The organism is Marinobacter confluentis (genome assembly GCF_004785685.1).
Lineage (GTDB): Bacteria > Pseudomonadota > Gammaproteobacteria > Pseudomonadales > Oleiphilaceae > Marinobacter > Marinobacter confluentis.
This window is the reverse complement of record NZ_SRPF01000002.1, coordinates 597,645-623,590: the sequence shown is the minus strand read 5'-3', so window position 1 is coordinate 623,590 and position 25,946 is coordinate 597,645. Positions and strand designations below refer to the sequence as shown.

General features: G+C 56.9%; 29 protein-coding genes and 1 pseudogene. 16 read left to right on the top strand and 14 right to left on the bottom strand.

Going from position 1 to position 25,946, the window contains the following annotated elements; all coding sequences use genetic code 11:
• Position 1 precedes the first annotated feature (1 nt).
• Genes E5Q11_RS08400 through E5Q11_RS08390 form a run of 3 tightly spaced genes read left to right on the top strand, consistent with a single transcriptional unit; the run spans position 2 to position 3,017 of the window.
• Entirely contained in the window at positions 2–976 is a 975-nt protein-coding gene (locus E5Q11_RS08400; protein WP_135802953.1) for an ABC transporter substrate-binding protein, read from the top strand.
• Positions 976–1,974, top strand: coding sequence for a FecCD family ABC transporter permease (locus E5Q11_RS08395; RefSeq protein ID WP_225314880.1), 999 nt, complete (start codon positions 976–978; stop codon positions 1,972–1,974). The genes E5Q11_RS08400 and E5Q11_RS08395 overlap by 1 nt, the downstream gene beginning before the upstream one ends.
• Complete coding sequence (locus tag E5Q11_RS08390) at positions 1,971–3,017, top strand: FecCD family ABC transporter permease (protein WP_135802951.1); 1,047 nt, start codon at positions 1,971–1,973, stop codon at positions 3,015–3,017. Before E5Q11_RS08395 ends, E5Q11_RS08390 begins: the two co-directional genes overlap by 4 nt.
• A gap of 61 nt (positions 3,018–3,078) precedes the next feature.
• Here the strand turns inward: E5Q11_RS08390 and E5Q11_RS08385 are convergent, their stop codons facing one another.
• Positions 3,079–5,202: a TonB-dependent receptor gene (locus E5Q11_RS08385; RefSeq protein WP_135802950.1), complete on the bottom strand. Its 2,124-nt coding sequence runs from the start codon at positions 5,200–5,202 to the stop codon at positions 3,079–3,081.
• 474 nt (positions 5,203–5,676) lie between these two features.
• On the opposite strand from E5Q11_RS08385, the gene E5Q11_RS08380 reads away from it, so the two are divergent.
• A complete protein-coding gene (locus E5Q11_RS08380) occupies positions 5,677–7,035 on the top strand; it encodes a S41 family peptidase (protein ID WP_168215633.1) in 1,359 nt (452 codons plus the stop codon).
• Here E5Q11_RS08380 and E5Q11_RS08375 read toward each other — a convergent pair.
• A pseudogene (locus E5Q11_RS08375) lies at positions 7,001–7,850 on the bottom strand (ribonuclease Z). The gene E5Q11_RS08380 and the pseudogene E5Q11_RS08375 overlap by 35 nt on opposite strands.
• A 147-nt stretch (positions 7,851–7,997) precedes the next feature.
• Here E5Q11_RS08375 and E5Q11_RS08370 point away from each other — a divergent pair.
• The 4 genes from E5Q11_RS08370 (at position 7,998) to E5Q11_RS08355 (ending at position 10,207) form a co-directional block, all read left to right on the top strand.
• Positions 7,998–8,456 carry a thiol-disulfide oxidoreductase DCC family protein gene (locus E5Q11_RS08370; protein ID WP_168215632.1) on the top strand — a complete coding sequence of 153 codons (459 nt, stop codon included), beginning with the start codon at positions 7,998–8,000 and terminating at the stop codon, positions 8,454–8,456.
• Positions 8,457–8,582: 126 nt separating this feature from the next.
• Positions 8,583–8,981, top strand: a complete 399-nt coding sequence (locus tag E5Q11_RS08365) for a DUF1294 domain-containing protein (RefSeq protein ID WP_225314879.1) — start codon at positions 8,583–8,585, stop codon at positions 8,979–8,981.
• 66 nt (positions 8,982–9,047) lie between these two features.
• Entirely contained in the window at positions 9,048–9,488 is a 441-nt protein-coding gene (trxC, locus tag E5Q11_RS08360; protein ID WP_135802948.1) for a thioredoxin TrxC, read from the top strand.
• 179 nt (positions 9,489–9,667) lie between these two features.
• Positions 9,668–10,207, top strand: coding sequence for a porin family protein (locus tag E5Q11_RS08355; protein ID WP_135802947.1), 540 nt, complete (start codon positions 9,668–9,670; stop codon positions 10,205–10,207).
• Between the two features lie 53 nt (positions 10,208–10,260).
• Here E5Q11_RS08355 and sorU read toward each other — a convergent pair whose 3' ends face one another.
• The 6 genes from sorU to E5Q11_RS18115 all read right to left on the bottom strand — a co-directional run bounded on the left by sorU (position 10,261) and on the right by E5Q11_RS18115 (position 15,615).
• Positions 10,261–10,581, bottom strand: coding sequence for a SorU family sulfite dehydrogenase c-type cytochrome subunit (gene sorU / locus E5Q11_RS08350; RefSeq protein WP_135802946.1), 321 nt, complete (start codon positions 10,579–10,581; stop codon positions 10,261–10,263).
• Positions 10,582–10,644: 63 nt separating this feature from the next.
• Positions 10,645–11,871, bottom strand: coding sequence for a SorT family sulfite dehydrogenase catalytic subunit (gene sorT / locus E5Q11_RS08345; RefSeq protein ID WP_135802945.1), 1,227 nt, complete (start codon positions 11,869–11,871; stop codon positions 10,645–10,647).
• Positions 11,872–12,111: 240 nt separating this feature from the next.
• The gene (locus E5Q11_RS08340) at positions 12,112–14,205 is read right to left on the bottom strand and encodes a sensor domain-containing protein (RefSeq protein ID WP_135802944.1); all 2,094 of its coding nucleotides are present in this window, start codon (positions 14,203–14,205) and stop codon (positions 12,112–12,114) included.
• Between the two features lie 238 nt (positions 14,206–14,443).
• Positions 14,444–14,611 carry a hypothetical protein gene (locus E5Q11_RS17785; RefSeq protein WP_168215631.1) on the bottom strand — a complete coding sequence of 56 codons (168 nt, stop codon included), beginning with the start codon at positions 14,609–14,611 and terminating at the stop codon, positions 14,444–14,446.
• A gap of 23 nt (positions 14,612–14,634) precedes the next feature.
• Positions 14,635–15,069 carry a DUF3010 family protein gene (locus E5Q11_RS08335; protein WP_135802943.1) on the bottom strand — a complete coding sequence of 145 codons (435 nt, stop codon included), beginning with the start codon at positions 15,067–15,069 and terminating at the stop codon, positions 14,635–14,637.
• Between the two features lie 75 nt (positions 15,070–15,144).
• Complete coding sequence (locus tag E5Q11_RS18115; RefSeq protein ID WP_318527249.1) at positions 15,145–15,615, bottom strand: pilus assembly FimT family protein; 471 nt, start codon at positions 15,613–15,615, stop codon at positions 15,145–15,147.
• 129 nt (positions 15,616–15,744) lie between these two features.
• On the opposite strand from E5Q11_RS18115, the gene E5Q11_RS08325 reads away from it, so the two are divergent.
• The 3 genes from E5Q11_RS08325 to E5Q11_RS08315 all read left to right on the top strand — a co-directional run bounded on the left by E5Q11_RS08325 (position 15,745) and on the right by E5Q11_RS08315 (position 17,245).
• On the top strand, positions 15,745–16,074 hold the full coding sequence (locus E5Q11_RS08325) for a rhodanese-like domain-containing protein (RefSeq protein WP_135802941.1): 330 nt from the start codon (positions 15,745–15,747) through the stop codon (positions 16,072–16,074).
• A gap of 72 nt (positions 16,075–16,146) precedes the next feature.
• Positions 16,147–16,302, top strand: a complete 156-nt coding sequence (locus tag E5Q11_RS08320) for a DUF4174 domain-containing protein (protein ID WP_225314878.1) — start codon at positions 16,147–16,149, stop codon at positions 16,300–16,302.
• A gap of 22 nt (positions 16,303–16,324) precedes the next feature.
• The gene (locus E5Q11_RS08315) at positions 16,325–17,245 is read left to right on the top strand and encodes a M14 family metallopeptidase (RefSeq protein ID WP_135802939.1); all 921 of its coding nucleotides are present in this window, start codon (positions 16,325–16,327) and stop codon (positions 17,243–17,245) included.
• Between the two features lie 76 nt (positions 17,246–17,321).
• On the opposite strand, the gene E5Q11_RS08310 is transcribed toward E5Q11_RS08315, so the two are convergent.
• Both E5Q11_RS08310 and E5Q11_RS08305 read right to left on the bottom strand, forming a co-directional pair.
• Positions 17,322–17,636 (bottom strand): hypothetical protein, encoded by a 315-nt coding sequence (locus E5Q11_RS08310; protein WP_135802938.1) that lies wholly within the window; start codon positions 17,634–17,636, stop codon positions 17,322–17,324.
• Between the two features lie 80 nt (positions 17,637–17,716).
• Positions 17,717–19,009, bottom strand: a complete 1,293-nt coding sequence (locus E5Q11_RS08305) for a lactate 2-monooxygenase (RefSeq protein WP_135802937.1) — start codon at positions 19,007–19,009, stop codon at positions 17,717–17,719.
• A 236-nt stretch (positions 19,010–19,245) separates the two neighbouring features.
• Between E5Q11_RS08305 and E5Q11_RS08300 the strand changes: the two genes are divergently transcribed.
• On the top strand, positions 19,246–20,046 hold the full coding sequence (locus tag E5Q11_RS08300) for a substrate-binding periplasmic protein (protein WP_135802936.1): 801 nt from the start codon (positions 19,246–19,248) through the stop codon (positions 20,044–20,046).
• A gap of 90 nt (positions 20,047–20,136) precedes the next feature.
• Here the strand turns inward: E5Q11_RS08300 and E5Q11_RS08295 are convergent, their stop codons facing one another.
• Positions 20,137–20,682, bottom strand: coding sequence for a nucleoside 2-deoxyribosyltransferase (locus tag E5Q11_RS08295; protein ID WP_135802935.1), 546 nt, complete (start codon positions 20,680–20,682; stop codon positions 20,137–20,139).
• 7 nt (positions 20,683–20,689) lie between these two features.
• Positions 20,690–21,133, bottom strand: coding sequence for a YHS domain-containing (seleno)protein (locus tag E5Q11_RS08290; protein WP_135802934.1), 444 nt, complete (start codon positions 21,131–21,133; stop codon positions 20,690–20,692).
• Positions 21,134–21,333: 200 nt separating this feature from the next.
• On the opposite strand from E5Q11_RS08290, the gene E5Q11_RS08285 reads away from it, so the two are divergent.
• On the top strand, positions 21,334–22,002 hold the full coding sequence (locus tag E5Q11_RS08285) for an HAD family hydrolase (RefSeq protein WP_135802933.1): 669 nt from the start codon (positions 21,334–21,336) through the stop codon (positions 22,000–22,002).
• 59 nt (positions 22,003–22,061) lie between these two features.
• Here the strand turns inward: E5Q11_RS08285 and lldD are convergent, their stop codons facing one another.
• Positions 22,062–23,198 carry an FMN-dependent L-lactate dehydrogenase LldD gene (gene lldD / locus E5Q11_RS08280; protein WP_135802932.1) on the bottom strand — a complete coding sequence of 379 codons (1,137 nt, stop codon included), beginning with the start codon at positions 23,196–23,198 and terminating at the stop codon, positions 22,062–22,064.
• Positions 23,199–23,416: 218 nt separating this feature from the next.
• Between lldD and E5Q11_RS08275 the strand changes: the two genes are divergently transcribed.
• Positions 23,417–24,184, top strand: coding sequence for a GntR family transcriptional regulator (locus tag E5Q11_RS08275; protein WP_135802931.1), 768 nt, complete (start codon positions 23,417–23,419; stop codon positions 24,182–24,184).
• A 30-nt stretch (positions 24,185–24,214) separates the two neighbouring features.
• On the opposite strand, the gene E5Q11_RS08270 is transcribed toward E5Q11_RS08275, so the two are convergent.
• A complete protein-coding gene (locus E5Q11_RS08270; protein ID WP_135802930.1) occupies positions 24,215–24,712 on the bottom strand; it encodes a hypothetical protein in 498 nt (165 codons plus the stop codon).
• Positions 24,713–24,916: 204 nt separating this feature from the next.
• Here E5Q11_RS08270 and E5Q11_RS08265 point away from each other — a divergent pair, with 204 nt between their 5' ends.
• Both E5Q11_RS08265 and E5Q11_RS08260 read left to right on the top strand, forming a co-directional pair.
• Positions 24,917–25,393, top strand: a complete 477-nt coding sequence (locus E5Q11_RS08265; protein WP_135802929.1) for a sll1863 family stress response protein — start codon at positions 24,917–24,919, stop codon at positions 25,391–25,393.
• Entirely contained in the window at positions 25,390–25,854 is a 465-nt protein-coding gene (locus E5Q11_RS08260) for an AtaL-like protein (protein ID WP_135802928.1), read from the top strand. The genes E5Q11_RS08265 and E5Q11_RS08260 overlap by 4 nt, the downstream gene beginning before the upstream one ends.
• Positions 25,855–25,946: the final 92 nt, after the last annotated feature.

The window sequence follows — 25,946 nt, the reverse complement described above, 5'->3', positions numbered from 1 at the left end:
TATGATCCACCCCACCCGTCTGTCCGGGCACCGGAGCCCGGTGGTGTTGTTGTTTTTTCTGGGCATCACTTTTCTGGGCCTTATACCGGCCGTCGTGGCGGGTACGGTAACCGTTGATCACGCCCTCGGGGTAGCGACAGTCGAAACCCCGCCTGAGCGTGTCGTTTCCCTTTACCAGGGCGCTACCGATACCGCGGTTGCCCTGGGTATCAAACCGGTGGGAATGGTTGAATCCTGGACTGAAAAACCGATGTATCGGTACCTTCGTCCTTACCTTTCCGACGTCCGGATGCTCGGCCTTGAAACCCAGCCGGATCTGGAGGGGATTGCCCTGCTGGATCCCGATCTGATTGTCGCCACTCGCAATCGCCACCTCGCGATATTTCCTTTGCTCGAGCAGATCGCCCCAACCGTGGTTATCGAGGATGTCTATGACTTCAAGACTCTGCTGTCGGTGATGGCCAGGGCGACTGGCAAACAGGCACAGGGGCGTTGCCTGCTCGAGCACTGGCAGGCACGGACCCGCGATTTTCAGTCACGGATCCGGAAAAAGCTGAGTGATGCCTGGCCCACCGAGGTAGCCATCCTGAGTTTCCGTGCTGATCACGCAAGAATCTACTATGGCGGGTTTGCGCGCAGTGTCTTGGAAGAACTGGGTTTCCTGGTCCCGAAAGCCCATCGCCAGGACGGCTGGGGTATAAAACTGACGAGCCAGGAAAGCATTCCCGCCATGGACGCCGAGACGATCTTCCTGTTCATGCAGGATGACCCGGCGGTGCAAAGAACCCACCGAAGCTGGACGGCCCATCCCCTGTGGCAGAATCTCAAGGCGGTCAGGGCCGGTGAGGTCTATCCAGTCGATCCGGTAGCCTGGAATATGGGCGCCGGGATTCTGGCCGCCAATCTCATGCTGGACGATCTGTACCGCCATTACCGGCTACCCGATACCCTGCCGGAGGTAATGGACGCATGCTGATGACCAGGTCCACCCGGGCCGCCGGCCTGCTGGGTGGCATTGCCATTGCCGCGGCGGCCCTGTTTGCCAGCCTGATGTTCGGTCATATCCCGGTGTCTGTCGCGGACCTATACCGCAGTGTGGTGGCGTACAATCCCGGCGACCTGGAACAGCTTGTCATACGCTCTGAACGTCTTCCCCGGACTCTGATCGCCCTGGCAGTGGGAGCCGGGCTCGCAGTGGCGGGGGTGCTGATGCAGGCGCTGACCCGCAATCCGCTGGCCTCGCCAGGCATCCTGGGAATCAATGCCGGCGCCCTTTTTCTGGTGGTTGTGGGGGCGAGCCTGTTTGGCCTGACCGCACCAACCCAACTGATCTGGCTGGCCTTCGCCGGGTCCGGCCTGGCGGCGATGCTGGTGTATTTTCTCGGCCATGAACCCGGCCGGGGAATTTCGCCGATCCGGACGGTGTTGGCCGGTGTCGCGTTGACTGCCCTGTTTATGTCGTTTTCCCAGGGCCTGCTGATTCTCAACCAGGAGCGTTTCGAAAGCATGCTGTTCTGGATTGCCGGTTCGGTTTCCGGTCGGAGTCTCGAGGCGGTTGCCCCCTTGTTGCCCCTCATTGCAGGGGGACTGGTGTTCAGTCTGTTGCTCGGCCGTCAGCTCAATCTGCTCGGCCTTGATGATGAGGTCACCCAGGGGCTGGGCCTGAACGTGGCACAGATCCGCCTGCTTACGGGGCTGATGGTGATCGTACTCGCCGGAACCTCGGTGGCCATCGCAGGGATGATCGGCTTTGTGGGTCTGATCGTGCCCCACATTGCCCGGGGATTGCTCGGTACCGATCATCGCTGGCTGATCCCGGGTGCCGCCGTGATTGGTGGCGCGCTGCTGATGGGCTCGGATACCCTGGCGCGGCTGCTGATTCCGCCCCGTGAGGTGCCCATCGGTGTTGTGACGGCCCTGATGGGCACGCCGCTGTTCCTCCATCTTGCACGTCGGGTCGGGCAAAGCTCATGAGTAAAACACTGGTATTGCGTGGACCGGCAGATCGATGGTCGGTGCGGATACAGCCGGCCGTGCTTTGGGTCTGCCTGGGCTTGGCCGGCCTGCTTTGCCTGAGCGCCCTGGTCTCGCTCTCCCTGGGTACCTACCCGACTACGGTGCCCCAGATAATCCAGGCCCTGTCGGGTTCGGAGGATCTGTCCGGGATCAGGCTCATTCTGCTGGAGATACGCCTGCCGAGGATCCTGATGGCGATTCTGGCCGGAGGGGCACTGGGGCTTGCCGGGCTGCTGTTGCAGGGTCTGGTGCAGAATCCGCTGGCGTCACCGGATGTGGTCGGGATCACCAGTGGTGCATCGGCCGCAGCGGTGTTCACCCTGTGGATAACCGGCAGTGCCGGGGGCACACCATTGCTGGTACCCGCCGCCATTGGTGGTGCGCTGGTGGTAACGGTGCTACTGGTAATGCTGTCTTGGCGCGGCGGGGTCAGCCCGACCCGGTTGGTGCTGATTGGCGTCGGGCTTGCGGCCGGGCTTTCTGCGGTCACTACCCTGATTCTGGTGGTCAGCCCCGACGCTACGGCCATGTCTGCGTACATCTGGCTGACCGGAAGCCTCTACGCCGCGCGCTGGAATGATGTTTTCGGTCTGGCACCGGTGGTCATGGGCGGTCTCGCCGTGGCCATTGCCGTGGCCCGGCATCTGGATCTTCATGCCCTGGGTACCGATTTGGCCCTGGCCCTTGGCAGCAGTGTCAACCGCCAGCGCCTCGTGCATCTGCTGCTGGCGGTTTTGCTGGCCGGCGGTGCGGTCGCTTACGCTGGCGCCCTGGGTTTCATCGGGCTACTGGCCCCGCATATGGCCCGTCGGATCATTCGCACCGGCCACGTCGGTCTAACCGTGATCAGTGCCTTGCTCGGATGCCTGATACTACTCTGGGCGGACCTTGCCGGTAGGGTTATGTTCATCCCCAGGGATCTACCGGCGGGACTTTTCGTAGCCGGTGTCGGGGCGCCGTTTTTCGTTTTCCTGTTGTACCGACTGAGACGCCAATCCTGAACGCTGGACGCAGGCATAAAAAAGCCGGGGTATACCCCGGCAAGGAAGACCGCAACATCGGTCAGAAATCGTGCTGATAAGCGAGCGTGATGGTCCGGCCCCGGCCCCGGAAATAGTAGTCATCGCTGGCCCGGGCTGCCTGGGAGTAATAAGTGATGTAGGTTTCGTCCAGCAGGTTCTCGATGCCCAGGGAGACTTTGCCGGCACCGGTCTGGTAGGCGAGTGAGGCGTCAAACAGGCCGTAACCGTCAAAGTCCAGGGTGTCGCCTTCCACATCCCGGTCTAGGAAGTGGCTGTACTGGAAATGACTGGACAGCGCCTGTGTCCAGCCGGCCGACCAGGTGGTCCGGAGCGTTTCGGGGGGAACATTAATGCCCGTCAGCTTCTGGTCAACCCGGCCATCACCGTCGGTATCCGATTCACCTTTCACGTAACTGTACGAGAACCCGAGCTGATGACGGGGGTGAATATCTGCCTCTGCGGTGACTTCCCACCCCTCGATCTCGGTTTTCTCGCGGCTGCCGACCCAGACGCCGTTGCGCTCGGTCAGGCGCTCACCGAAATCCGAATTGGACTGGTAGTAGCTGACCTCCAGCCGATAGGTCTGCCAGTCCATGCGCGTACCGATTTCACGGTTATCAGTCACGATGGGCTGTAGCTGCAGAAGGCTGTCAACATCCTGATTGGGCGTGCTGATGCCGCGAAGAACCCGGCCAACATCCGGCATCCCGAAGCCTTCCGAGTAGTTGCCATAAACCTGGGCCCAATCGTTCAACTGGAGGACCACGCCGGCGTTATAGAGCGTTTCATTGAAGTCCGGGTTGCCACCGTCAACCACGACGTTGTCCTGGGTAACATTGCTGCGATCAATAGTGGTGTAGGTATCGACCTTGAGCCTGGCCCGTTCGTGGCGGGCCCCGCCGTGAAGCGACAAACGGTCTGTGACGTTCAGGTCCGCCTGCAGAAAGGCGGCCAGGTTCCTGAAACGGGACTCTGGTACATAGGTCCGATCGGTTTCGACCAGTACCTGGGTGGTCTCATCCTGCAGCAGATCCAGGCCGGTGGTCAGGGTCAGGCGGTCATCAAGCAGGCCGTTGCGAGTCAGCGTGAACTTGCCTCCCAGCTTGTCGGATTCATTACGGGTCTGGTCGTACTGGGTGTCGCCATTGCTATCCAGGTAGGGGAAAAAGGGGGTGGTCGCGAATTGGGCCCGGAATGACTGGCGATAGAGCTGGGTATCCACCCGGTTGCCCAGCCAGTCATCGTGAGTATAGGAGAGGCGGGCGGTTGTTACCTCGTTGTATCCCGGCTTGCCATCGGGATTGCCCGGCCGTGCAGTGGTCGGCACACCGTTGGCGCGATCACCTGATACCGGCTCGTAATCGCCATCGGCTTCGAGCTTGAAGCGATTGATGAAGATTTCAATGTTCTGGTTGTCGTCCAGCCAGTAACCGATCTTGGCCAGTACATCGTGGCTGTCGGAGTTCTGGATTTCACCCGGGTACGCAATACCGACGATCTCGTCCTCGCCATCGTAGAACACGCCGCGCTGCTGGTATGTGGCACCACCCAGGTACTCCCAGTTGCCGGCCTGGCCACTCACACGGTAGTTCAGCTTGTAGCCCTGGCCGTCCGAGTCTACGTCGTCGTCGGAGGTCACGCTGGCAGAGACCGACTGGTTTACCTGGCCGCTGGCCGTTTTTCTGGTGACAAAATTAATTATGCCCCCGGTGGCGCCGAGACCATGTTCGGCACTGGCACCGTGAATCACCTCGATGCGCTCAACCATCGACAGATCAATGGTATAGCTGTCGCGGGCGCTATCGCGCAGCGGGTTACTCTGCGGCACCCCGTCAATCAGAAACAGGGGCGACCGGCCACGAAAAGTTTCACCGGCATTGGACAGTTTTTGACGACTTGGCGAGTAGGAGGGGATCAGGTTGGCAAGAACCTGTCCCGGGTCATTGCTAATGGCAAGTTGCTGCTCGATTTGTTCCCTGGAAATGATGGTGGTCTTTTGCGGCATCTGGTCCGTGCTGGCCTGGTTTCGTGTGGCGCTCACCACCAGTTCATTCAGGTTTGCGGTGTGAACGGCAGGCGTGGTTTGCGTCTGACCCGGGCTGATTGCTGGAAGTGTGGCCAGCCCGGCCAGAACCAAAGTGCGGGCGGAAAAGGTTTTAGGCATGAGGGTTAACTCGTTTTTGGTGTATTTAAAGCCGCAGGCAGCAGATGTTGGGCTCCCATAAAACGCAAACGATAATGATTACGATTTAGAAATGCAAATTATTAGATTTGCGGGCTGCAGGCAATGTTTCTCTTGATTAAGACAATAATCATCATTCAAGAAGGGGTTCTACCCCGTTTCTGAGTACACTCCTAAAACGAGGCGGAATTTCTGGTAGCGAGAGCGTTGGTCTATCTTCCTGAATGTTCGCTTTGCGACCCAAGCGGCCAATTCATGGCGTCAATCTCCGGCCAAATTAGGATCCCAATACCAACCTCGGGCAGATCACCGTGAATCAGCTCGGTGTCTTCCTGCTCCTTCTGCCCGTGGCGCATAGCCTAAATGAAAATACTTTTTTACGGCGAAGAAAGGTGCAATGGTGGTGTGACTGTAGCCTGACGTCTGAAAACAACAGAAATGAATCTGGAGACCGCTATGAAACCCGCCCAACGCCGCGACAGTTCTCTTTCGAGCCCTGATTTTGCAAGCCTGCAGGGTGTCTGGCGTTCCCAGGGTTACGGCACTGTGTTGCTGATCGAGGAGGATGGGTACACCCTTTTTGAAGAAACCAGCATCAGCTGCCTGAAGATTCATGAGGGCAGCATTGAAGAACTCGATCACTATTACGAAGATTTGGTGGTATCGCTGGGTGGCCAGGCGTTCAGTGCCCATCGGGTAACGGGCGTAGCACGGATCAGCTTCCGTCGCCTGAAAGGATTGCCCGCCAGTGTCACTGAAAGTCGCAGGCATAACGCAAAGGATCCGCAATTCAACTTTGACGTTTTCTGGCGAACCTTTCACGAGCAATACGCCCTGTTTGAACTCAAGGGTGTGGCCTGGGACCGGGCGCATCATGACTATCTTCCCCAGATTAACGCGAACCCATCACAGGAAACGCTCTTTGCCGTCATGGTTGCGATGCTTCGGCCCTTGAAGGATGGCCATATTCGCCTGCATTCCGCCTTGGGTCATTACCGGGCAGGTGCCGAGCCGGCGCTCTTCAGGCGGCTGACGCGGGAACTTGAAGAGGCCAATGATGACCGTGAGCTCACCAGCTACCTGGGCGAGGTCAACGAGTCGGCCCGTGACTTGATCCATGAGGATTATCTTTCAGGCGCCGTTAGCCGTGGCGGCAACCGGCTAGTGGAGTGGGGGCGGCTTAATGACCACATCGGTTACCTGAACATCCGGGCCATGGCCGGGCAAAGCGGCAAGTCAGGCAAACCGGCTGCGGATCTCAATGCGGTCGACAATGTGATGAAGAGGGTGCTGGCCGATGTTGGCGAGCTCCCCAATCTGGTGATCGATCTTCGCAACAATGGTGGGGGCTTCGATGGGGTTGCATTGCGCTTTGCCGCGTACCTGATGGATCGCAAACGGCTGGCTTTCACCAAGTCAGCCCGTCATGGCAATGGATTCACCGGAAAGCAGTCTGTCTATGTCACGCCAGCCGATGAGACTTATCAGGGCAACCTGTTTGTGCTGACCAGCGAGCTTACGGCCAGTGCCGCAGAAATCTTCGTGCTCTCTTTGCTGCAGCATCCCCGTCTCACCCTGATTGGCGAGCCTACCCAGGGCATCCTTTCCGACACGCTCGAGCGTCATCTGCCCAATGCCTGGCACCTGACCTTGTCCAATGAAATCTATCGGGCTTACGACGGGGAGTTTTATGAAGATGTCGGCATCCCGCCACACATCCGTCTCAAGTATTTAGGCCGAAAAGGGCGCGAGGAAGGCAAGGACCCGATGCTGGAGCGGGTCATGGGGTTGTGCTCTCGATTGTCAGGCAGCTGAGCGATAAATCCTTCGCCAACCGGTAGGTATCGAAATCCCGAGCCAGGAACAACTGGCCCTGGTAGTGCTGCATGGCTTCGGCAGCCAGTTGATTGATATGAGGCGCGCCGCCAGGCCCCGACTGGTAACGGGAGCTGAAGTGAGTCAGCACCAGGTTGGGAAGCTGTGACTGCTGGGCGAATCTTGCCACCTGCTCGGCAGAACTGTGTTGCGGCCATGGCCCGACGCGGTCGGCCACGTCCTGGGTATAGGTGGCTTCGTGGATCAAAACATGGGCGCCTTCGCAGGCCTCGGCCAGCAGGGCCGGGTTCGATACCATCCTTGCGGAGTTTGTTCTGCAGCAGTTGTCGCTCCAGCTTCGTTTCGGTGAACACATAAGCGCGACAGGAAACGCGATGGGACAGCGCGACGGCGCTCACGCTGAACTGCTCATCCTGCCAGTGGAAGTTGGGCGCTTCGGAGTCTATGAAGTTCAGCGGGTAGCCCAGGGTGGAGTCGCTGTTATCCATCACTGCGGTGATCAGGTGCTGCACCTGGACGGGGGCGATGATATCCAGTGGCTCCGTACGGCCGAGCATGGAGGCACTGGTGAGCAGCCCCGGCAAACCGAAGGTGTGGTCGCCGTGGATGTGGGTGATGAATATGGCCCGCAACTGCATCACCGAGTAGCGAGTACGCATCAACTGGTGCTGCGTACCTTCGCCACAGTCCACCAGGTACCAGGGTTTGGGGCCGGAGTGGCACAGGGCCAGGCCGGTGACGTTGCGTGACCGTGTGGGGGTTCCGGCGGATGTGCCCAGGAAAGTGAATTCCATGGTTCCTCGCTTTGTTCAAATGGGGTCAGACCCCATGTCGTTTTGCGGCATCAAATGTCTTGGGGTCTGACCCCAACCTACTTGTTAACACTAGACATTGCTTTATCGTGTATTCAAGTGAACGTGCTGCAACGAAGGGAGAGGGCTATGACGGCACCAGGCGATCAGCTTCGCGTGTTCTACGATGGCGCCTGCCCGAGCTGTGTCAAGGACCGCAGGCTCTATGAGCGACTCGCGGGCAGGACCGGCGAATCGGTGGAGTGGGTTGATATCACTGGCCGTGACGATGAGTTGAAGGAGCTTGGTATAGACCCGGAAGCAGCGCTTCAGGAGCTCCATGTGGAGGATGGCCAGGGCAACATCCACCGGGAACTGGATGCCTATATCCTGTTGATGTCGCGGGTCTGGCTGCTGAAACCTCTGGCCTGGCTGATTGGTCTGCCGGTTATACGGCCGGCGCTGGCGAAGCTTTACCACAAATGGGTCGGCGAGAGGCTGGAGAAAACCGGGCGTATGCCTACTTCAAAGGAAAAGCAGAGAGAAATCGAAGCGCGGAGGGCCGAGGTTGAAGCTGAGGAAAGCGCGGAGGACAGAGAGCAATGGTAAGGATCGGCGGAAAACTGGGACAGATTTATTTTCTTGTCCGTTTACACCCGATCAATAATCCCACACAACGCATCCAGCCCGTCGCTCAGCCACTTGCTCTGGGCGGAATTTTCGGCCAGGCCCAGCATGCCCGGAAATGCCAACGATACGGTCCTCGGCGCCGATGGCGTAAAGGGTCTCGGTGGTTTCTTCGGTGAGGGTCTTTTCTATCAGCGTTACCTGCCTGTTTCTGTTCTCGCGGCCTACGGTGGTGTCAGCCTGCTGTTGTTCGTGATGTACGGGATGGACAAAGCGGCCGCGCAGCGTGGCGGGCAGCGTACGGCGGAAAATACGTTGCACCTTTTTGAGCTTTGCTGTGGCTGGCCAGGCGCGCTGATGGCCCAACAGATGTTCCGGCATAAAACGCGGAAGGGCAGCTATCAATGCGTTTTCTGGCTTGCAGTGCTGGCAAACCTCGGCGCCCTTGGCTGGCTCATGATTGCGCCAGAAGCGATGAGCTTGCGGCAGCAGTTGGGCTTTTCCTAGCTGCTTGATTTCCGCTCATCTGCCCTGATTATTTCTAGCATCCGATCAATCAGAGGCAGATCCACCATGACCGACATCCGACACCTGGTGTGTCCCCATTGCCACAAAACCAATCGGGTACCGGCCGCCAAGCTGTCCGCCGGCGGTAACTGTGGTGCCTGCAAGCAACCGCTTTGGCCCGATCAGCTGTTGGAGCTGACCGAGCAGACCTTTGCGACCCACACCGGGCGCAGTGATGTGCCTGTGTTGGTGGACTTCTGGGCCAGCTGGTGCGGCCCTTGTAAGGCGATGGCGCCTCAGTATGAACAGGCCGCCAGGGAATGGCAGGGCAGGGTCCGCTTTGCCAAACTCAATACCGAACAGGCGCCTGGGCCGTCCGGCCAGTTTGGTATTCGCAGCATTCCCACGCTGATTCTGTTCCGGGGTGGCCGGGAGGTCGCCCGCCAGAGCGGCGCCATGAACCATGCCCAGATCAGCCAGTGGCTTCGTTCGAAGGGATTAACTTAGGCCTGGATATGGGCCAGGTGGTGCCCAGTTACTCGATGGTGTAATCCCGCGAGCTCTTGGATTACGTCTAGGAAATCTTCGGTCATTGCCTATGTTTTTGTAGGGGCTGAAGCCTCATGGTGAGGTGCGGAGGGCATCTCTGCCCCGCAATCCGATAACCTGATGGAGTGAGTCAGACTATGAACAGGCTTTTTTCTTTTATTTCGATTGCAGCCCTGGGCACACTTTCTGCGACCGCATCCGCCGATATGTACAAATCCGGCGGAGGAAGTCTCTATGCGGGGGGCAATTACACTTTCGTTGATGTTGAAGGCGATGGCTTCGACGCAGACCTGGGAACGCTGTCGGCAAAGGTAGGTGGCTATGTTACTCCGATCCTAGGCCTTGAGGCCCGTGCCGGTTTTGGCGTTGCCGATGAGGATCTGGGTTTTGGTAACGATCTGTCGGTTAACAGCTTCTTTGGCGGTTACGCAACCATCAATGCGGTGAATGAGTCCCCGGTAACGCCCTACGGGATTCTCGGTTTTACCCGCTATGAACTGGAAGTGGATGGCCCCTTGGGATCGGCCAAAGAGGATGATTCCGACCTTTCCTACGGTGTGGGCGTGAACATTGCACTTTCCGAGGAGTTATCGGGCAATCTTGAATACATGCGTTATGCTGACAAAGACGATGTCACCGTGGACGGCATCGGCTTGGGTCTGACTGTGCACTTCTGAGTCTGCACTGCTAACGGCAGTGGGAGCCGGGGATAGGGCTATTGTTTGGCGACTTACCTATCCCCGCCTGTTACCTTGGCAACGTAAGCCGCCACAGCCTGGATCTGCTCTGCAGACAGGGATTCTTCAAACGCCGGCATAATGCCAACGCCGCCGGTGACGGCGTTGATCACGGCTTCCCTCGATGGTTTTAATTCATCCAGGTCCGGGCCGATAGCGCCGGTAGAGCCAGCGTCTGCAAGGGCATGGCATACAGCACAGGCAGGCTGTGCTTCCTGGGTGAATACCTTTTTTCCCTTTTCGATGTCGCTGGCCTGGACGAGAGGCGACAAGCCAAACAGGGGAACAACAAACAATAGGGCAATCAGTCTCATATCACGTCTCTCTGAGAATGCTGGGTGGGGCCGCCCTGATTTCGGGCGGCTCCTCTGGGTGTATCAGCTGATCGCGACGGTGACGCCGTGGTCTTTCCAGCCATTGTGGCCATAGCCACGCTCATTATCGGTCCGGCCTTCCGGCTGGCTATTGCCTTCAACGTCGGTCGCCCGGCTGACAATACGATGTTCGCCGGGTTGCAGGTCCGCTGCCATGACAAATGGTCGCCAGGCGTGGGGGCCAAGGTCCGGCCCCAGGAACCGGGCCTGCTTCCAGGTTTTACCGCCATCAACCGAAACATCCACTTTTTCAAGCGCTACCGTGCCGCCAAACGCGACGCCGTAGATCATGTTCCGGCCACTGCTGCCGGTTGTCAGAGGCGCGGTCACCCAGGATTTGACGTTCATCTCCCACATCGAGGGTTGGTCCGGGGCGCCTTTCACCCCCACATCCCGGATGCGGTAACCCGAGGCCTGGATCTTGGCATCGGTCTGATTCTCGGTGAAGGCAATGTTCTTCACATACTTGACGTTGTTAACGCCGTAGTAGCCCGGCACCACCATGCGCAGGGGGCCGCCATGGGTATTGCTGAGGGGCTCGTCGTTCATTTCCCACGCCAGCATCGCCGTTTCCAGTGCTCTGGTCGGTACCGATCGCTCGACCACGACCGTTTTGGGGTCAAGCCCGTCAGGCAGGGTTTCGCCGCCCGTGCTGGTGATGTACTTCGCACCCGCTACGGTCCCTCCGAGGGCTTTCACAACATCTTTCAGGGGTACGCCCGTCCACATAACGCAACCGGCGGCACCAACCGACCACTGGGTACCACCCGCACCATGAGGGAAAAAGGCTCGGCCGTTTCCGGAGCACTGAAGTACCGAGGCGGTGGTGGTAACGCCCATCTTTTTCAGTTCCCCGACGGTAAGGGTTCGGGGATTTTTGACACCTTCGATGTTAACTTCCCAGACATCCGGATTTTCAGTTACCGCCTCCGGAGGTGCGGGCAGGTTGTTGCGAACAAAGAGGCGATCACTGGCTGTGATGACGCCGTTGCCGATGGCACCCCTTTTGGTCTCCATCGTGTTGGCGCTATGCACAATCAGGGCATTGCGCTCTTTCCAGGCGGCATAATCGGGCAATGATTTGGGTTCCTCGCCTTTTGCGAGCGGTATAAAGCCCAGGAGGCTCACCGCGGCCATGGCCCCGGCGCTGCCAAGCAGAAGGCTTCTGCGCGTGGGGTTTTCCAGGCCAGGGTTATTCCGGTCTTGCTGAAGTGCTGCTTCCGATTGCATGTTCCTTCTCCTTGCTTGCCTTGTTGTTGTTGGAAGGTGTGACCAGCGCTGATGACGATTACAGGTAACATCTTTATTAGTTATAGGCGCTGGTCAAATAATGAGCAATGTTCCAGGCAAAACGGGGCGGTTTTTCTTCAGGTAATGTCGGTAAACCGGCAGGCCATGTGCTGGGATATGATCAGTGAAGCCTGTTGCCACGGTGCGGCTGGCGCCGGATTTCCGGCCGAGTCAATTGACTCAACGGGTGTTTTTAATGATCGACAGAAAGTCATCTAAAGGCAGGGGCTTGCTGAAGAGGTAGCCCTGGAAGGCATGGCAGCCCATGTCTTTGAGTGCGGTCATCTGGCTGTTCGTCTCGATGCCCTCGGCAACAACCTCCAAACCCAGCGATTGGGCAAGAACAATGACGGATTTTGCGATGGCTGAGCTGTTCCGGTCCAGAAGGACGTCGTGCACGAAGGACCGGTCAATTTTTAACTCGTCGATGGGCAAGTTCTTAAGACTGGTCAAGCTGGAATAGCCCGTACCAAAATCGTCGAGGGAAAATCTGACGCCGAGCGCTTTCAGCGTGAGCATTTTTTCGTGAATATCCTCTGGCCCATCAATAATGGCGCTTTCCGTAATCTCGATTTTGACCTGTGAGGGATTAACGCCGGTTGTCTCTATCTGTTGCTGGATTGTGTCGGTGAACTCTTTCTCAAAGATCTGCAGAGAGCTGACGTTAATCGCCATGACAAACTCTGGATCGACGTATGGCTGAATCTGGTCTTTCAGGTCACTGCAAGCTTTGATAAAGATCCATGAACCAAGCTCCTGAATCTGGCCGGAGTCTTCGGCAATGCCTATGAACTGGTCGGGTGAAATAAAACCTTTGGTTGGATGACGCCATCGTGCGAGCGCTTCTGCGCCTCGGATCGTGCCGTCTTCATGCACCTGTAGCTGATAGTGAACCTCGATCTGGCCAGCGTTTATTGCGGTAAGCAGGTCGTTTTCTATCTGGACTCTCTCCAGAAAAAGCCTTTGCATGTCAGGGTTGTAGAAGTGTATCTGATTTCGGCCAGATTCCTTGGCCTTGTACATCGCAAAATCCGCTTCGCGAAGCACGTCACCGGCTGAGATTCCTCCTTTAAAGAGCGTGATGCCAAAACTTGCCGTGATCGTTTCCGGTCCTGTGGAAATGGCAAACGGTTCCCGGATCAGTTCGACGACTTTATGGGCAAACTGATCAGACAAATAGATCGCGGTTTTCAGGTTTCCGCTCAGGCTATTGAGAATGATGACGAACTCGTCACCACCGAACCGGCCGAGAGTATCCGCTTTTCTGATTTTGTCTTTGACCCGGCGTGCAAATTCAGTGAGTAGTTCGTCGCCTACGGCATGGCCTGCGGTGTCGTTAATTTTTTTAAAATTATCAACGTCTATGAACAACAGGGCGCTATAGGTCTGGGTGCGTTCACTGAGCGCGAGTGACTGGTTTAACCGGTCACTGATCATGGTTCGGTTGGGCAATTCCGTCAGGGGGTCGAAGTAGGCGAGGAGCTCAACTTCCTGCTGCGCTTGTTTGCGATCCGAAATATCAATATTGACGCCAATCAGTTTGTCCGAGTCATCCGCGCCGCCTTCCTTGAAAACAGCGTGGGCATGAATGTGTTTTATCTGCCTCGTTTTCTGACAAATGATCCTGAACTCACTATCAAAATCATTTCCGGTCTTTACGGATTTTTCCAGATCATAGTTGATCCTTTTTCGGTCGTCCTGGTGAAGACCGTTTTCCCAGATCGTGAGCGGCAGGTCGGGAGTCGAAATGGGAACTCCGTATATCTGATACATACTCGTGTCCCAAATAAGTTTTTGGGACAGCAGGTCGTACTCCCAGATACCAATATGGGCCGCTTCAGTGGCAATCGATAATCGTTCCTGGGAGATTTTAAGTTCTTTTTCCGATCGCCGGATGTGAGATACATCGACGCCCGTGCTGATAAAAACATCATCGTCGACAGGCACGCTGGTCATTTGAAGGGTCTGATCGGTGCCTGCAAAGTTGACCTCCCAGGAATGGGGCTGTTTCTCCGTAAAGATTTTCTCAACGATGGGCATGAAGGCCCTGGTCGCTTCCACCCCCGGAAAAATCTCGTCAGTGGTTTTGCCTTTCACCTCGTTGAGGGATTTTCCCCAGTTTTTCAGGGCGGCAGGGTTGGCATTTAACAGACGCCAGGTTTGGATAGCGCCATTAGCGTCTTTTTCCAGTTGCCAGATATGGACTTCCTGAAGGATTTGATAAAAAACCGTTTCGTACAAACGGTTGGGATCGAACGCATTCGATCTGCCCATTCTGGACTCTCCTGAATCTGGCACCGATGCCCGTTTGTCTGACGAAGACCCTTCAAGACTTGGCTGGCTGTGCTATATGAGATCAAATTCTTTGGATTGTAGCCGATAAAACATCAGGAGCGATGTGATTTTGGACCACCGGGCGGACCGCAAAGCCATGCGCGAGATATCGTGGAGTAACGCCAATCCCGAGAAGCAGCATCGCGTCGCTTCTCGAAGGTAATAAATCGGTTGGTTTTTAGTTTCCTTTCTTGAATTTTGCTTTGCAATTCCCAGCCATGCACAGAGCACAGTAGTGCTCACGATCCTCATGTTCCTTGCCTTCGGCGATAAAGATGCCGCAGCCGTTGCAAAGCAGGGTGGCGACGTTGCCTTCAACTTTCACAATTGCGTGTTCATAGTCCATCAGACACCTCGCGTTGAATCCGTCTACTGGCCAGCCAGTTGCCCGACATAGGCAGCGGTAAAGGCCGCCTCCTGAAAAGCCTTCAAACCTGTGTCGGCAAAGGCAATGGGCAGGGGGTTGGATGCCAGGGTGGATTTGATCAGTGTCGGGGGCAGCAGCGTCACTGTCAATTCGGGTTCGGTGATCAGTTGAATGGCGGCTTCCATTTTGAAACTGATGGCGCCACCGGCAAATTTGCCTTTTGGCATCCGCTCTTTGATCGCGACGTGGGTAACCCCGTAATCGGCCTGTAACTCCGCAAAGTTTGCCTGGAACTGTTTAAGATCGTCACGGCTGTGGTTCTTCGGTAGTGACAGTTTACGCACCTTGCAATCAGGCAGGTTGAACTGCCCCCTGTCCATGTTTAGCAGGCAAATCACTGCATCGCTGCCGCTCAGTTCAACTCCACACACGGTCATCGCTGTTGTTCCTTTGTCGTTGTTCGGAGCAATGGGGGCTGCTCGCGCAATGTTCGGGCTTTACTAATTGGGGAATCAACAGCCACTTGTGGTCAATGCGATGCCGGGCTGGCGGTTCTGCCTTGCCGACGTATAACGGATCTTACAGTTGGCAGGATCCGGCGCGTCGGTAATCTGCACATCGACGGCTCCTAGTTGCCCGCTACAGTTTCCGCCAACGAACGAATAATTGCCGGTGGCGTCAACGGCTTTGCCGATGCCATTGGGATGGGGGCAGGGGTATCCGCAGCGCATGGTGACCGTTTCGCCTTCCATCTCCACGGTATGGTTCGTTGGGCAGTCGAGCTTGTTCCCAACGATTGCAAGGGAGTGTGCTATGCCTGCAGCTGATCGCATGGACCCCTCCAGGGCTTCAAGGGTGGCAACCCGGCTGTCAGCGCCGAGATCTGCAAAGCGAGGCAGGGCAAAGGCGGCGAGAATTCCGAGAATAGCGATTACGATGACAAGCTCAATCAGGGTGAAGCCTTTTCGGGATGCTTTTGTCATCTTGTTTCCCTGTTTCATTTCGATTAACCGAATAGCAACAGCATCGTGCTTTCGAAACAACGGCTGTTGTGAACTTATCCAAGGGGTTTTATCGTAAAGTGTGGCAACCCGCAATGTCAGGAGTCTTTTATGCTTAAGTTTGTATCAGTGAGGACAGCCCTGATTCTGGCATCACTGACGCTCACCCCGATGCTCGCGCAAGCGAAGTCGGTCTGGATTGATGTACGTTCGGAAGCCGAGCATCAGCAGAATCACATTGATGGAGACCCCCTCATTCCGCACGGCAACATTGTTGCAGAGGTGACCGAACGGTTTCCGGACAAAGACACGGAAATAAATCTGTACTGCAAAAGTGGAGGCAGAGCCGGTAAAGCCAAATCTGCCCTGGAAAGTGCGGGCTACACCAATGTAAATAATGTGGGTAGCGTTGCCGAGGCGCGGGAGGCGCGTAATCCATAAACACAATGTTTGTTGGGCGCTAATGCTGATCCTGCTGACTGCGCAAACGTGGCTGGTGGCGTTGAAAGGGATGTGACAGATCTGCTCAACAAGTCCCGTCCTGAGGACAGGGTGTTGCTGATCGGAAAAGACGGTGGCATCAAGAGCCGTGAACCCGGCCTCAACCTTGAGGGGATTTTCCGCCGGATCGATGCCATGCCGATGCGCAGGCAGGAGATGCGTCAGTGACTGGACCGAGGAACAGCGTCGAATGAACACAGTTCCGGCAACTTATCCAATCGGCGCGCCCGGTAAACCATGGGGCGCGGAGGAGCGCGCTGAGTGGCTGTTACAGCAGACCCGTCAGCGCAGTTACGAATCCGATGTGCTCAGCGCGCTCGAGAGGCTGCGTTCGCGCTTCGATGTGCAGGAGTACGGCCGCCTGGAATATGGCCCGGACGTTTACCCGCTGATGGCGGTCCGCAGTCGGGACTGGCGAGCCGATCGGCCGGTGGTGCTGGTTACGGGCGGGGTGCACGGTTATGAAACCAGCGGTGTTCATGGAGCGCTGCAGTTTGTTGAGCGGCACACAGCGGGCTATGCCGACCGAGTAAATCTACTGGTCGCGCCATGCGTCAGCCCCTGGGCTTATGAGCGTATTCACCGCTGGAATGCGCACGCGGTGGATCCCAACCGCTCGTTTCGTGATGGTGGCCAGGCCGGAGAGTCCTTGGCGCTAATGCAACTGGTCGCGTCGATTGATGAGCCGATATTGCTGCACATCGACCTGCATGAGACTACCGATACCGACGAAACCGAGTTCCGCCCGGCGCTTGCGGCCCGTGATGGCAAGCCGTTCGAGCCGGGGACCATTCCGGATGGCTTCTACCTGGTGGATGACACCGAGCGTCCGCAGCCTGAATTCCAGCAGGCGCTGATCAAGGCCGTGGAAAAGGTGACCCATATCGCACCGGCGGATGAAAAGGGCGAGATTCTGGGCTCACCGGCGGCGGACTTGGGCGTTATCCGGTATCCGCTAGCCCAGCTTGGCCTTTGCACGAGTATGACCAATGCCCGCTATCGGACCACAACCGAGGTCTACCCGGACAGCGACCGGGCAACTCCCGAACAATGCAATGCGGCGCAGGTAACCGCGGTGTGCGCGGCGATTGAATATGCGCTTTCAACCTAACAGGGTATAGAGATCCCTGTGTTTTTGCTGCACCAAATGTCCTGGGGTCTGACCCCAGTCTCCAGTCTCATTGAGACTAGGTCTTTTTACGCAGAAAACTCCAGATAATTGTGCCGACACCGATGAGAATAAACGCAACGTTCGAAATCACGAACGGAACCGGGTCGCTCTCCATGGTCCAGGTTTCCCGCATCGTGTAACTGTTGAAAACGTTGTACTCCCGGCGTGAGCCAATCATAGTCCCACCCGTGAAATTCCCGATTCCAACCAGTATCCAGCCTATGCCGAACACCGGGTAGGAAACTTTTCCCAGACTCTCTATCGTTTTTTTCTTGAGGAGAAGCGACGGGAAGACCGCCAGAGCAATTAGAATATAACCGAGTGTTGTCACTGATCTGCTCCGTTTGTTTTTTGGCTTGAACCTTTCGAAGTTTTTAGTCAGGGGGCGCTCTTTTGCGCTGTCACGGCACTTCACCAGTTCGCATGGCTCAGCGCCTCGGGTGTAATCTCACTGATGGACTTGCAACCGGAAAGCCCCATGGTCAGTTCAAAATCCGTTTTCAGGTTGGCAATCACTTCCCTCACACCGGCCTCGCCGGCAATCGCCAGGCCGTAGACCCAGGGCCGGCCCAGACAAACGGCTTTGGCACCCAGCGCCAGCGCCTTGAAGACGTCGGCGCCGGTGCGGATGCCGCTGTCCATGATGACGGGTATTCGGCCGGCAACCGCTTCAATCACCGCTGGCAGGGCCTCGAGGCTGCCAATGGCGCCGTCCACCTGGCGTCCGCCGTGGTTGGAGACAATGATGCCGTCCATGCCATAGTCGACCGCTTTGCGGCCGTCGTCCGGATGCTGGATGCCCTTGAGCACGATTGGCAGGCGGGTGTGGTCACGCAGCATCTTCAGATCGTCCCAGGTTAACGAGGGTTTGGAATAAACAGCGATAAATTCCTGTACCGCCGCCATGGCCTTGCCGGAACTGATGCCGTCCAGGGCACCACCGGGCCAGGACTGGCCGATCTGTTTCAGGGTCTTGAGGGTCTCCAGCGACAGTTTGGGCCTTGCCATATTGGCCTGCGGGCTTGGGTTTTTCAGGCTTTCCAGAAACACCGGGTCGCTGGTGTACTGGGCTATGCCTTTGCCCCGCAGAAAGGGCAGGTAGGCCAGATCCAGATCCCTGGTGCGCCAGCCCAGCATGGTGGTATCCAGTGTGACCACGATGGCTTCGCATCCACATTTCTCGGCCCGGCTGACCAGGCTTCGCACCAGGTCGTCGGATTTACTCCAGTACAGCTGGAACCAGCGTGCGCCGTCACCCATGGCATCGGCTACCTGCTCCATGGGCTGCGACGCCTGGTTGGAGAAGATCATGGGTATGCCCTCGGCTGTGGCGGCACGGCCAACAGCCTCGTCTGCATTCTGGTGCGCCATTTCCAGCACGCCGATCGGGCTCAGCAGGAAGGGGCTGGGCAGGGTGCGGCCGAACAGGTTAACGGTTGTGTCCCGCTCGGAAACGTCGTTGAGCATGCGCGGAACAATGCGCTGGCGGTCAAAGGATTCCCGGTTTGCTCGCATGGTACTTTCGAGGCCTGCCCCGCCGGCGATGTAGGCATAGGCTTCCGCGCTCATGGCGTCGCGGCCCTTGCGCTCGAGCGCATTAAAATCCACCGGCACCAATGGTCTTTCGCCGCTAAGGCCCTTGCTGTAAATGTCTTGCTGGCGGCTGATGGTCGGTGCTTTACGACCTCCGGGGCCGTTGCCCATTCTGGAGCTCCTTATGGCCGTGCGTTGCGGCATTCAGTTGTTTTTATGGGTGCTACTATAACGCTAGGGCCAATAGGGTGTAAAAAACCCCGGATGGCTAGGCTTTATTGAAAATCGTAATCAGACAACCGCGACATATCTATTTCACTGGCAGCTTTAACGCCATAGAATTGGTGGATGGTATCCAGCCTGGTGTTCACATGGCGCCCAGATGACGAGCCGGGAGCGCCTCAGAGGTGAATTTGGTCAATAAACATTTTTTGGAAAGATTTTCGGCATCATTGCGCCCTGCGTTTTTGGCTTTATGCCTCGCTCTGCCCGCTGTCTCGCTGGGTAGCAACAAACTGATCTTTGCGTTCAGCGGAGCATCTGCGCCTTATAGTTCGTCGCTTGACGATGTGGCTACCGGGCTGTTTCCGGATCTGGTGAGGTTGGCATTCAGTTATATTCCGGAATACACCGTGGAAACTGTGGTGCTGCCCTGGGCAAGAGCGCAATACAACGTCGGACAGGGTATCAATGATGGCCTTCTGACTTACCCCTCGAAGGAGCGACAGGACTACGCAATTTTTTCGGCGAAGCCGCTCTTCACACAGGACTATGGTCATCTGGTCTACTCTGCTGACAACCCGAACATCGAGTTGATCGAATCAGCGACCAGCTTTGCTGACCTGTCCGGTTTGACGGTGATTGTTGAGAAAAGCTCCGAATGGGAAGAAGACAACATCCCCGGCTATCTGGAGCGTGAGCCTGGCCAGAACATGACGGCGATGATGCATTTACTAATGCTGCGCGGGGCAGGGGATTTCATGGTGCAGCCTGCGGAAGACGCCCGATTCAACGCCCAACAACTGGGCTACTCCAAGAATCTGAAAGTTCGCAAAGTTGATTTTATTCCAGACTCCCGGATCCCTTTTCACATAGGCATTTCGCGAAAGCTTCCGTCCGCTGGCGCAATCATCGAACAGGTCGATGCGGTCATGCAGAATCCCGAATTCCAGTCCCAAGCAAACACTCTGATCGAACGTTATCGGTAGCATACACACCGGGGCCCAGGTCACCTGCCGATCCATTCTACCCGGCCGGTTTGGGGGAGGGTGTCGAACAGGATTTGTAGTGGGGTCTGTTCAGGCATTGGCCAGCGCCCTGACACAGCGGCGGAACAGGTCCGCTGAGAAGAACGGGTGCTCGCCTGCCTGCTCTGCCACAAATAGTTGCCCGCCAGAACCATAGATGCCACCTTCGATCATCAGGTTGTCGCTCATTTCGAAGTCCTCAATGGTGTGGCCCCGTTCGTCCCGACAGGTTGCGCCTACCCGTTCCCGATAGTGCTGGCTGTCCAATGTGAATCCGTAGGCGCGTTTGCCCTGTCCGATCATATAGCCGACCTCAAAGACGGTGCCGGGGTCTGCGCTGATGCCGCGAAAGGGTGTCAGGTTGGCGATGATGGCATCGCAGCTGTCCATCAGGCCGCGGTTCGCCCGGTAGATTTTGTGACCGCGCCTGAGTTTTGCCTCATTGCCTGAAAATGCCAGTTCGGTGTCCAGCGGGTCGATGCCCTCGAACCCGTGCTCCTGAAGCAGGCGTTTTTTCTCGGCGACGATGGTCTTATGTTCCGCCGCGGGGAAGAAGACTTCTGGTCCCGCAAGGTAAATTCGTTTTGTTTGTGCCATGGATCAACTATTCCAGAACTCCAGGCCAGTTTGCATCCGCCTGAACAATGAACTCTTCTGGGCTCTTCAGCCAGCTGTCCTGCACCGATTGGTTGTAGTTCAGGTATAGCCTGCCCTGTTTGATGCTCCAATGCCTCGGGTCGCCCTTGGCAAGATAACCCTGGCTGACCGCCCAGGCGCAGTAGCCGCCATAGGCTGGTGCGTAGCGCTCAGGATTGTCTTTGAAGCGCGCAAGGTTCTCGGCGCTGGCGAATCGCCAGGTTGCTCCCTGGTAGTCGGTGGTGTAATCCGCCGAACCCTTCGTGGGTTTCCCTTCCTCAAAGTAGCTCACCGTGTCATAACCGCCCGCGCCGGTGTTGCTGAGCAGGCCTGTATAAACCGGTGATTCGGCGGCCAGCGGGCTGGCGGTTGTCAGCAGGGCAGTGACGATGAATATCAGGAATCTGTGCATGCTGTTTCCCCTGATCAATGATGGTGTTAATCACTAGGACACGGTTCGCGGTCATTTGTTACTCATTGCCTGGCTAAAAATGGGTATTGGCCTCTGTAGCGTAGGAGGGTTCGGTTTTTACTACCATTTTAAGGTCTGCATCCAGCGAAAACCTGAATTAAACTTTTTGATGACACACAGCGACTAAGGGAGGCTTCACTATGGCTTACCCACCGAATGTCGTTTTATTCGATGTCCTTGAGACATTGATTGACTTGGATCCGCTGGCGCTTCGGCTGGAAAAAGTCGGCCAGCCCGCCACTACTCTGGCGCCCTGGTTTCTGCGCTTTCAGCGCGATGCCATGGCACTGACCCTTGCCGGTGATCCGGCACCCTTCGAAGCAGTTGCACGGGAAGCTCTTCGCACGGAAACGAAATATACGCTCAGTGAGCGTGATATTGAGTACGTGGTCGAAGGTTTTGCCACTCTGCCCACGTTTGATGATGCTGCGCCTGCATTGAGGCAACTCTGCGAGGCGGGCGCCTCGGTCGGGTGCCTTACCGTGAACAGTCCCGATAAAACGCGCCGTTTTCTGGAAGGGGCAGGGCTGTCCAGGTTTGTTGATCAGGTTGTGACGGCTCAATCCGCAGGCGTCTGGAAACCTCATCCAAACATCTACCATTTCGCCGCAAAGACCATGGAAACGCCCATTGAGCGCCTTGCTCTGGTAGCGGTGCATGCCTGGGATTGCCACGGCGCGAAACGCGCCGGAGCCCTTGCCGGTTGGTGTGCGCGCCTTGAGTGTCGGCCCGGTGATGTTTTTGTGCCGGCGGACGTGACTGGCGACAGCCTGGTTGAGGTTGCGGACAGGCTGATGTCGTTGCACTGAACGTCAGCTATGACTGATTCTGTCGGGCAACCCAGCCAGGATCCGGGTTCTGGTTGCGATCACTCAGAGACCAGCAGGTCGGCATTGATCTCGCTGATGGATCTGGCGCCGGTCAGCACCATGGCGACCCGCATTTCTTTTTCAATCAGGTCCAGCAGGTTGCGGACGCCGGCCTCGCCGTCGGTGGCCAGGGCGTATATGAAGGAGCGGCCGAGCATGGTGCAGTCGGCACCCAGCGCCAGCATGCGCACCACATCAAGACCGGTGCGGATGCCGGAGTCCACCAGAATTTTCAGGTCGCCTTTGACCGCATCAGCAATCGCAGGAAGCGCCCTGGCGGTGGATGGAACGCCGTCAAGCTGGCGGCCGCCATGGTTGGAAACAATAACGCCGTCGGCGCCAAAGCGCACCGCATCCTTAGCATCCTCTGCATCCAGAATGCCTTTGATAAGCATTGGGCCATCCCAGAATTCGCGGATCCATTCGAGATCCTTCCAGGAGATCGAGGGGTCAAAGTTGTTGCCCAACCAGCCAATGTAGTCTTCCAGGCCGGTCTGGGTGCCGCGATAGGCGGAGATATTGCCCAGGTCATGAGGCTTGCCGAGCAGGCCCACGTCGTAGGACCACCGCGGGTGAGTCATGGCTTGCAGATAACGGCGCATGGCCGCATTGGGGCCGCTCATGCCGGAGTGCGCGTCCCGATAGCGGGCGCCTGGTACGGGCATGTCGACGGTAAATACCAGAGTTTTTACACCGGCTGCCTTGGCGCGCTCCAGTGCATTCTTCATGAAACCGCGATCTTTCAGCACATAGAGCTGGAACCACATCGGCCGGTTGATCGCCGGTGCGACTTCTTCAATCGGGCAGACCGACACGGTAGACAGGGTAAAGGGAATGCCTTTGCTCTCTGCCGCGCGCGCTGCCTGAACCTCGCCCCGGCGGGCACACATACCGGTCAGGCCCACGGGTGACAGAGCCACCGGCATGCTCAGGGTTTCATCAAAGAGCGTGGTTTCCAGGCTCAGGTCTTCCATGTTCTTCAGAACCCGCTGGCGCAGGCCGATGTCGGCCAGGTCCGCGACGTTGCGCCTGAGGGTGTGCTCGTTGTAGGCGCCGCCATCGACGTAGTGAAACAGAAAGGGCGGTAAGCGGCGCTTGGCAGCAGCGCGGTAGTCAGTCGAGGCGGAAATGATCATCGCGGATTCCTTAAGGATTTTTTTATTCGGCCATGTTTTTGGGCATTGGCGTAAATTGGTAAGGCCAATTAACCGCTATTGGCTGACTAGATTAAAAAACCATCAATCCTGTGTCAAACATGGTAATAGGGTTTTTGTGAAGAGCGAGGGGTTGTCATTGATCGTTTGGCTGCGAGTGGTTATTATTTTTGTAAATTGGTAAGACCAAAGGATCGACAATGGAAGTGGGGCAGATTCGCCAGCACCGGCTCTCAGACGACATTGTAGAGCAGTTGGAAACCATGATTCTGGAAGGCACCCTGCAGCCCGGGCAGCGCTTGCCCGCCGAGCGGGCCCTGGCAGAGCGGTTCGGTGTTTCCCGGCCGTCGGTGCGCGAGGCCGTGCAAAAGCTGGCGGCCAGGGGACTGTTAATCAGCCGTCAGGGCGGTGGCAATTACGTCAGTGACTCCCTGGGCTCGAGCTTCAGCGACCCTTTAATGGGCCTGCTGGAAAGCCGCCCTGAAGCCCAGCGCGATCTGTTGGAATTTCGTCATACGCTGGAAGCCGATTGCGCCTATTACGCTGCCCGGCGCGCCACCGACCTTGACCGTCAGCAACTGCAGCACGCCTTTGACGAACTGCAGGCCTGCTATGCCTGTGAGCCCAGGGCAAGCCGGGCTGACGAAGCCGCCGCCGACGCGCGTTTTCACCTGGCAATTGCCCAGGCCAGCCACAATCTGGTGCTGCTGCACACCATGCGCGGTCTGTTCGATCTGCTCAAGCGCAGTATGGTCACGAATATCGGCGGCATGTACGCTCTGCGCAGCGAAACACGGCACACCCTGATTGCGCAGCACCAGGCACTGTTTGATGCAATCATGGATGGCCGTGCCGAAGATGCAAGGCGCGTTGCTGGCGAGCACATCCGTTTTGTGCAGGACGTGCTGGACGAGCGCGAGGAAGAAATTCGCCGAATGGCCCGGGCGCAGCGGCGTGAGCGGCCATAGATGTAACGGCCTATATTTTACGTACAGCCGTTATGGTTGGAGCAACTCAAAGGTTTTTTCGATCAGGGAACGTTCTTCCTTGGCAATTCGCTGGGAAAACAGTTCACCAAGGGCTTTGTCCTCTGGGGCCGGGCAGGTCGCGGCGATTTCCAGGCAGGCATGAAACAGTTGGTCTGTGCTGAACAACGAATCGCTGCCCTGGGGACTTGGCGCTGACTCTCTGTTGGCAATGACTCCGCTCGCCATTCCGGTAAGTGCTTCCAGCACCTGAGGGTCCGGCCGATGGGCGATGAAAGCCTGGTCAAATCGTTCAATATCGTTGGCGCTGACAATTTCAGCACCGCCGGCAAGCTCCGACAGCGTTTTACAGTGGTTCTCGATAATGCAGTGCAGCTTGGCCCGCTCTGGCATCTGGTTTCTGCCGTCTGCCCACATCACCTGAACAATAGGAAGAACCGGTGCCAGGTAGATAAAAGAGGCCGGAAGGTCATGTTGGGACAGGAGGGCAGACAGGCCTTCTTTGCTCATCCAATAAGCCTTATGGTTGTATAGTAGAGAGGCCGTTGCCTCTGTATTAAACGGAGTCCTATCGTAAAACAATGAGAAGTTCATGTAAAAGACGGTGTTACCTTGGTAGCGGGTCTAACGGTTGGCCCTGTCAGCAGGTGTTATCGTATTAACTTACCATTAGAGAACTAAGCTTTTTATTTGACTGACAGGAGGTACCAGATTTTGCGAGCTTCATTTCGATTACAGGCCAGTGTTCTGTTGTTTGCCATAATGATGCCGTTTGCCTCAGGCCACGCCGCAGAAGGTGATGGCGATGCAACGGAGGAGTCACTGCGCCAGGATATTCAGACCCTGAGCGAGGAGTTGGCGGATGCGACCGACGAGCAACAGGAACGCTTGATGGCGGACATCGAAGACGTTCTTGGCGCAATCGATGCCCGCATCGCGACGCTGGAGAACCGGCTGGAAGAGGAATGGACGTCCGCCGACAAGCTGGCCCGGGCCAAGGCGCAGACGGCTGTTGCACACCTGCGCCGTGAGCGGGCAAGGGTGATGGAATGGTACGAGCGTATGCAGGACAGTACCGGCGTTACCTGGGAATCCATGAAAGACAGTTTCGATCAGGCGTTAGATAAACTATCTGGGGCTTGGCAGGATGCAGAGCAGAATGTTCGTGAAGCCGTTGACGAGGATAAATGAAGTTTGAGCATCTAGTTCAGGTCAATGACCTGACGAAGCCGGAACTGCCGTTCCTGACCCGCTTTCAGCTCTGGGAAGGCCTGGTGCTGAGGGCCCGTCGCCCCGACAAGTTCCTGGTAGGCGTTGATGAATACGAGATTATTGAGCAGCACCCAGCCTACATGAAACGCTGCCTGGAGTTGCCGGGGCTGCAGGTTGTCGACGAGGTTACGTTCTGGCCGGAGTCGAGAATCGAATATCGCACGTTTCGGACAGACACTCTTTCGAGTGCCGCTCTCACGATGGATATTGAAGAACCGGAGCCCGGATCGCTGTTTGTGCGTTTCAGCTATCACACCGCAAGCATCGAGAACCGGGGCGATTCGATGCCCTACGACCAGTTTCTGCAGGAAGCCTATCTACAGACAGACATAGAAACCATTCAGACCATAAGGCAACTGGCGGAAACCGGCGTGTTCTGATTCTGGTTTTCTCCGCTGGAGTACGGACTGCGGCTGGCTATAATGGCGTGGTTTGGTCTGCCTCCGTAACGCTGACAACAATCACCAGCCCT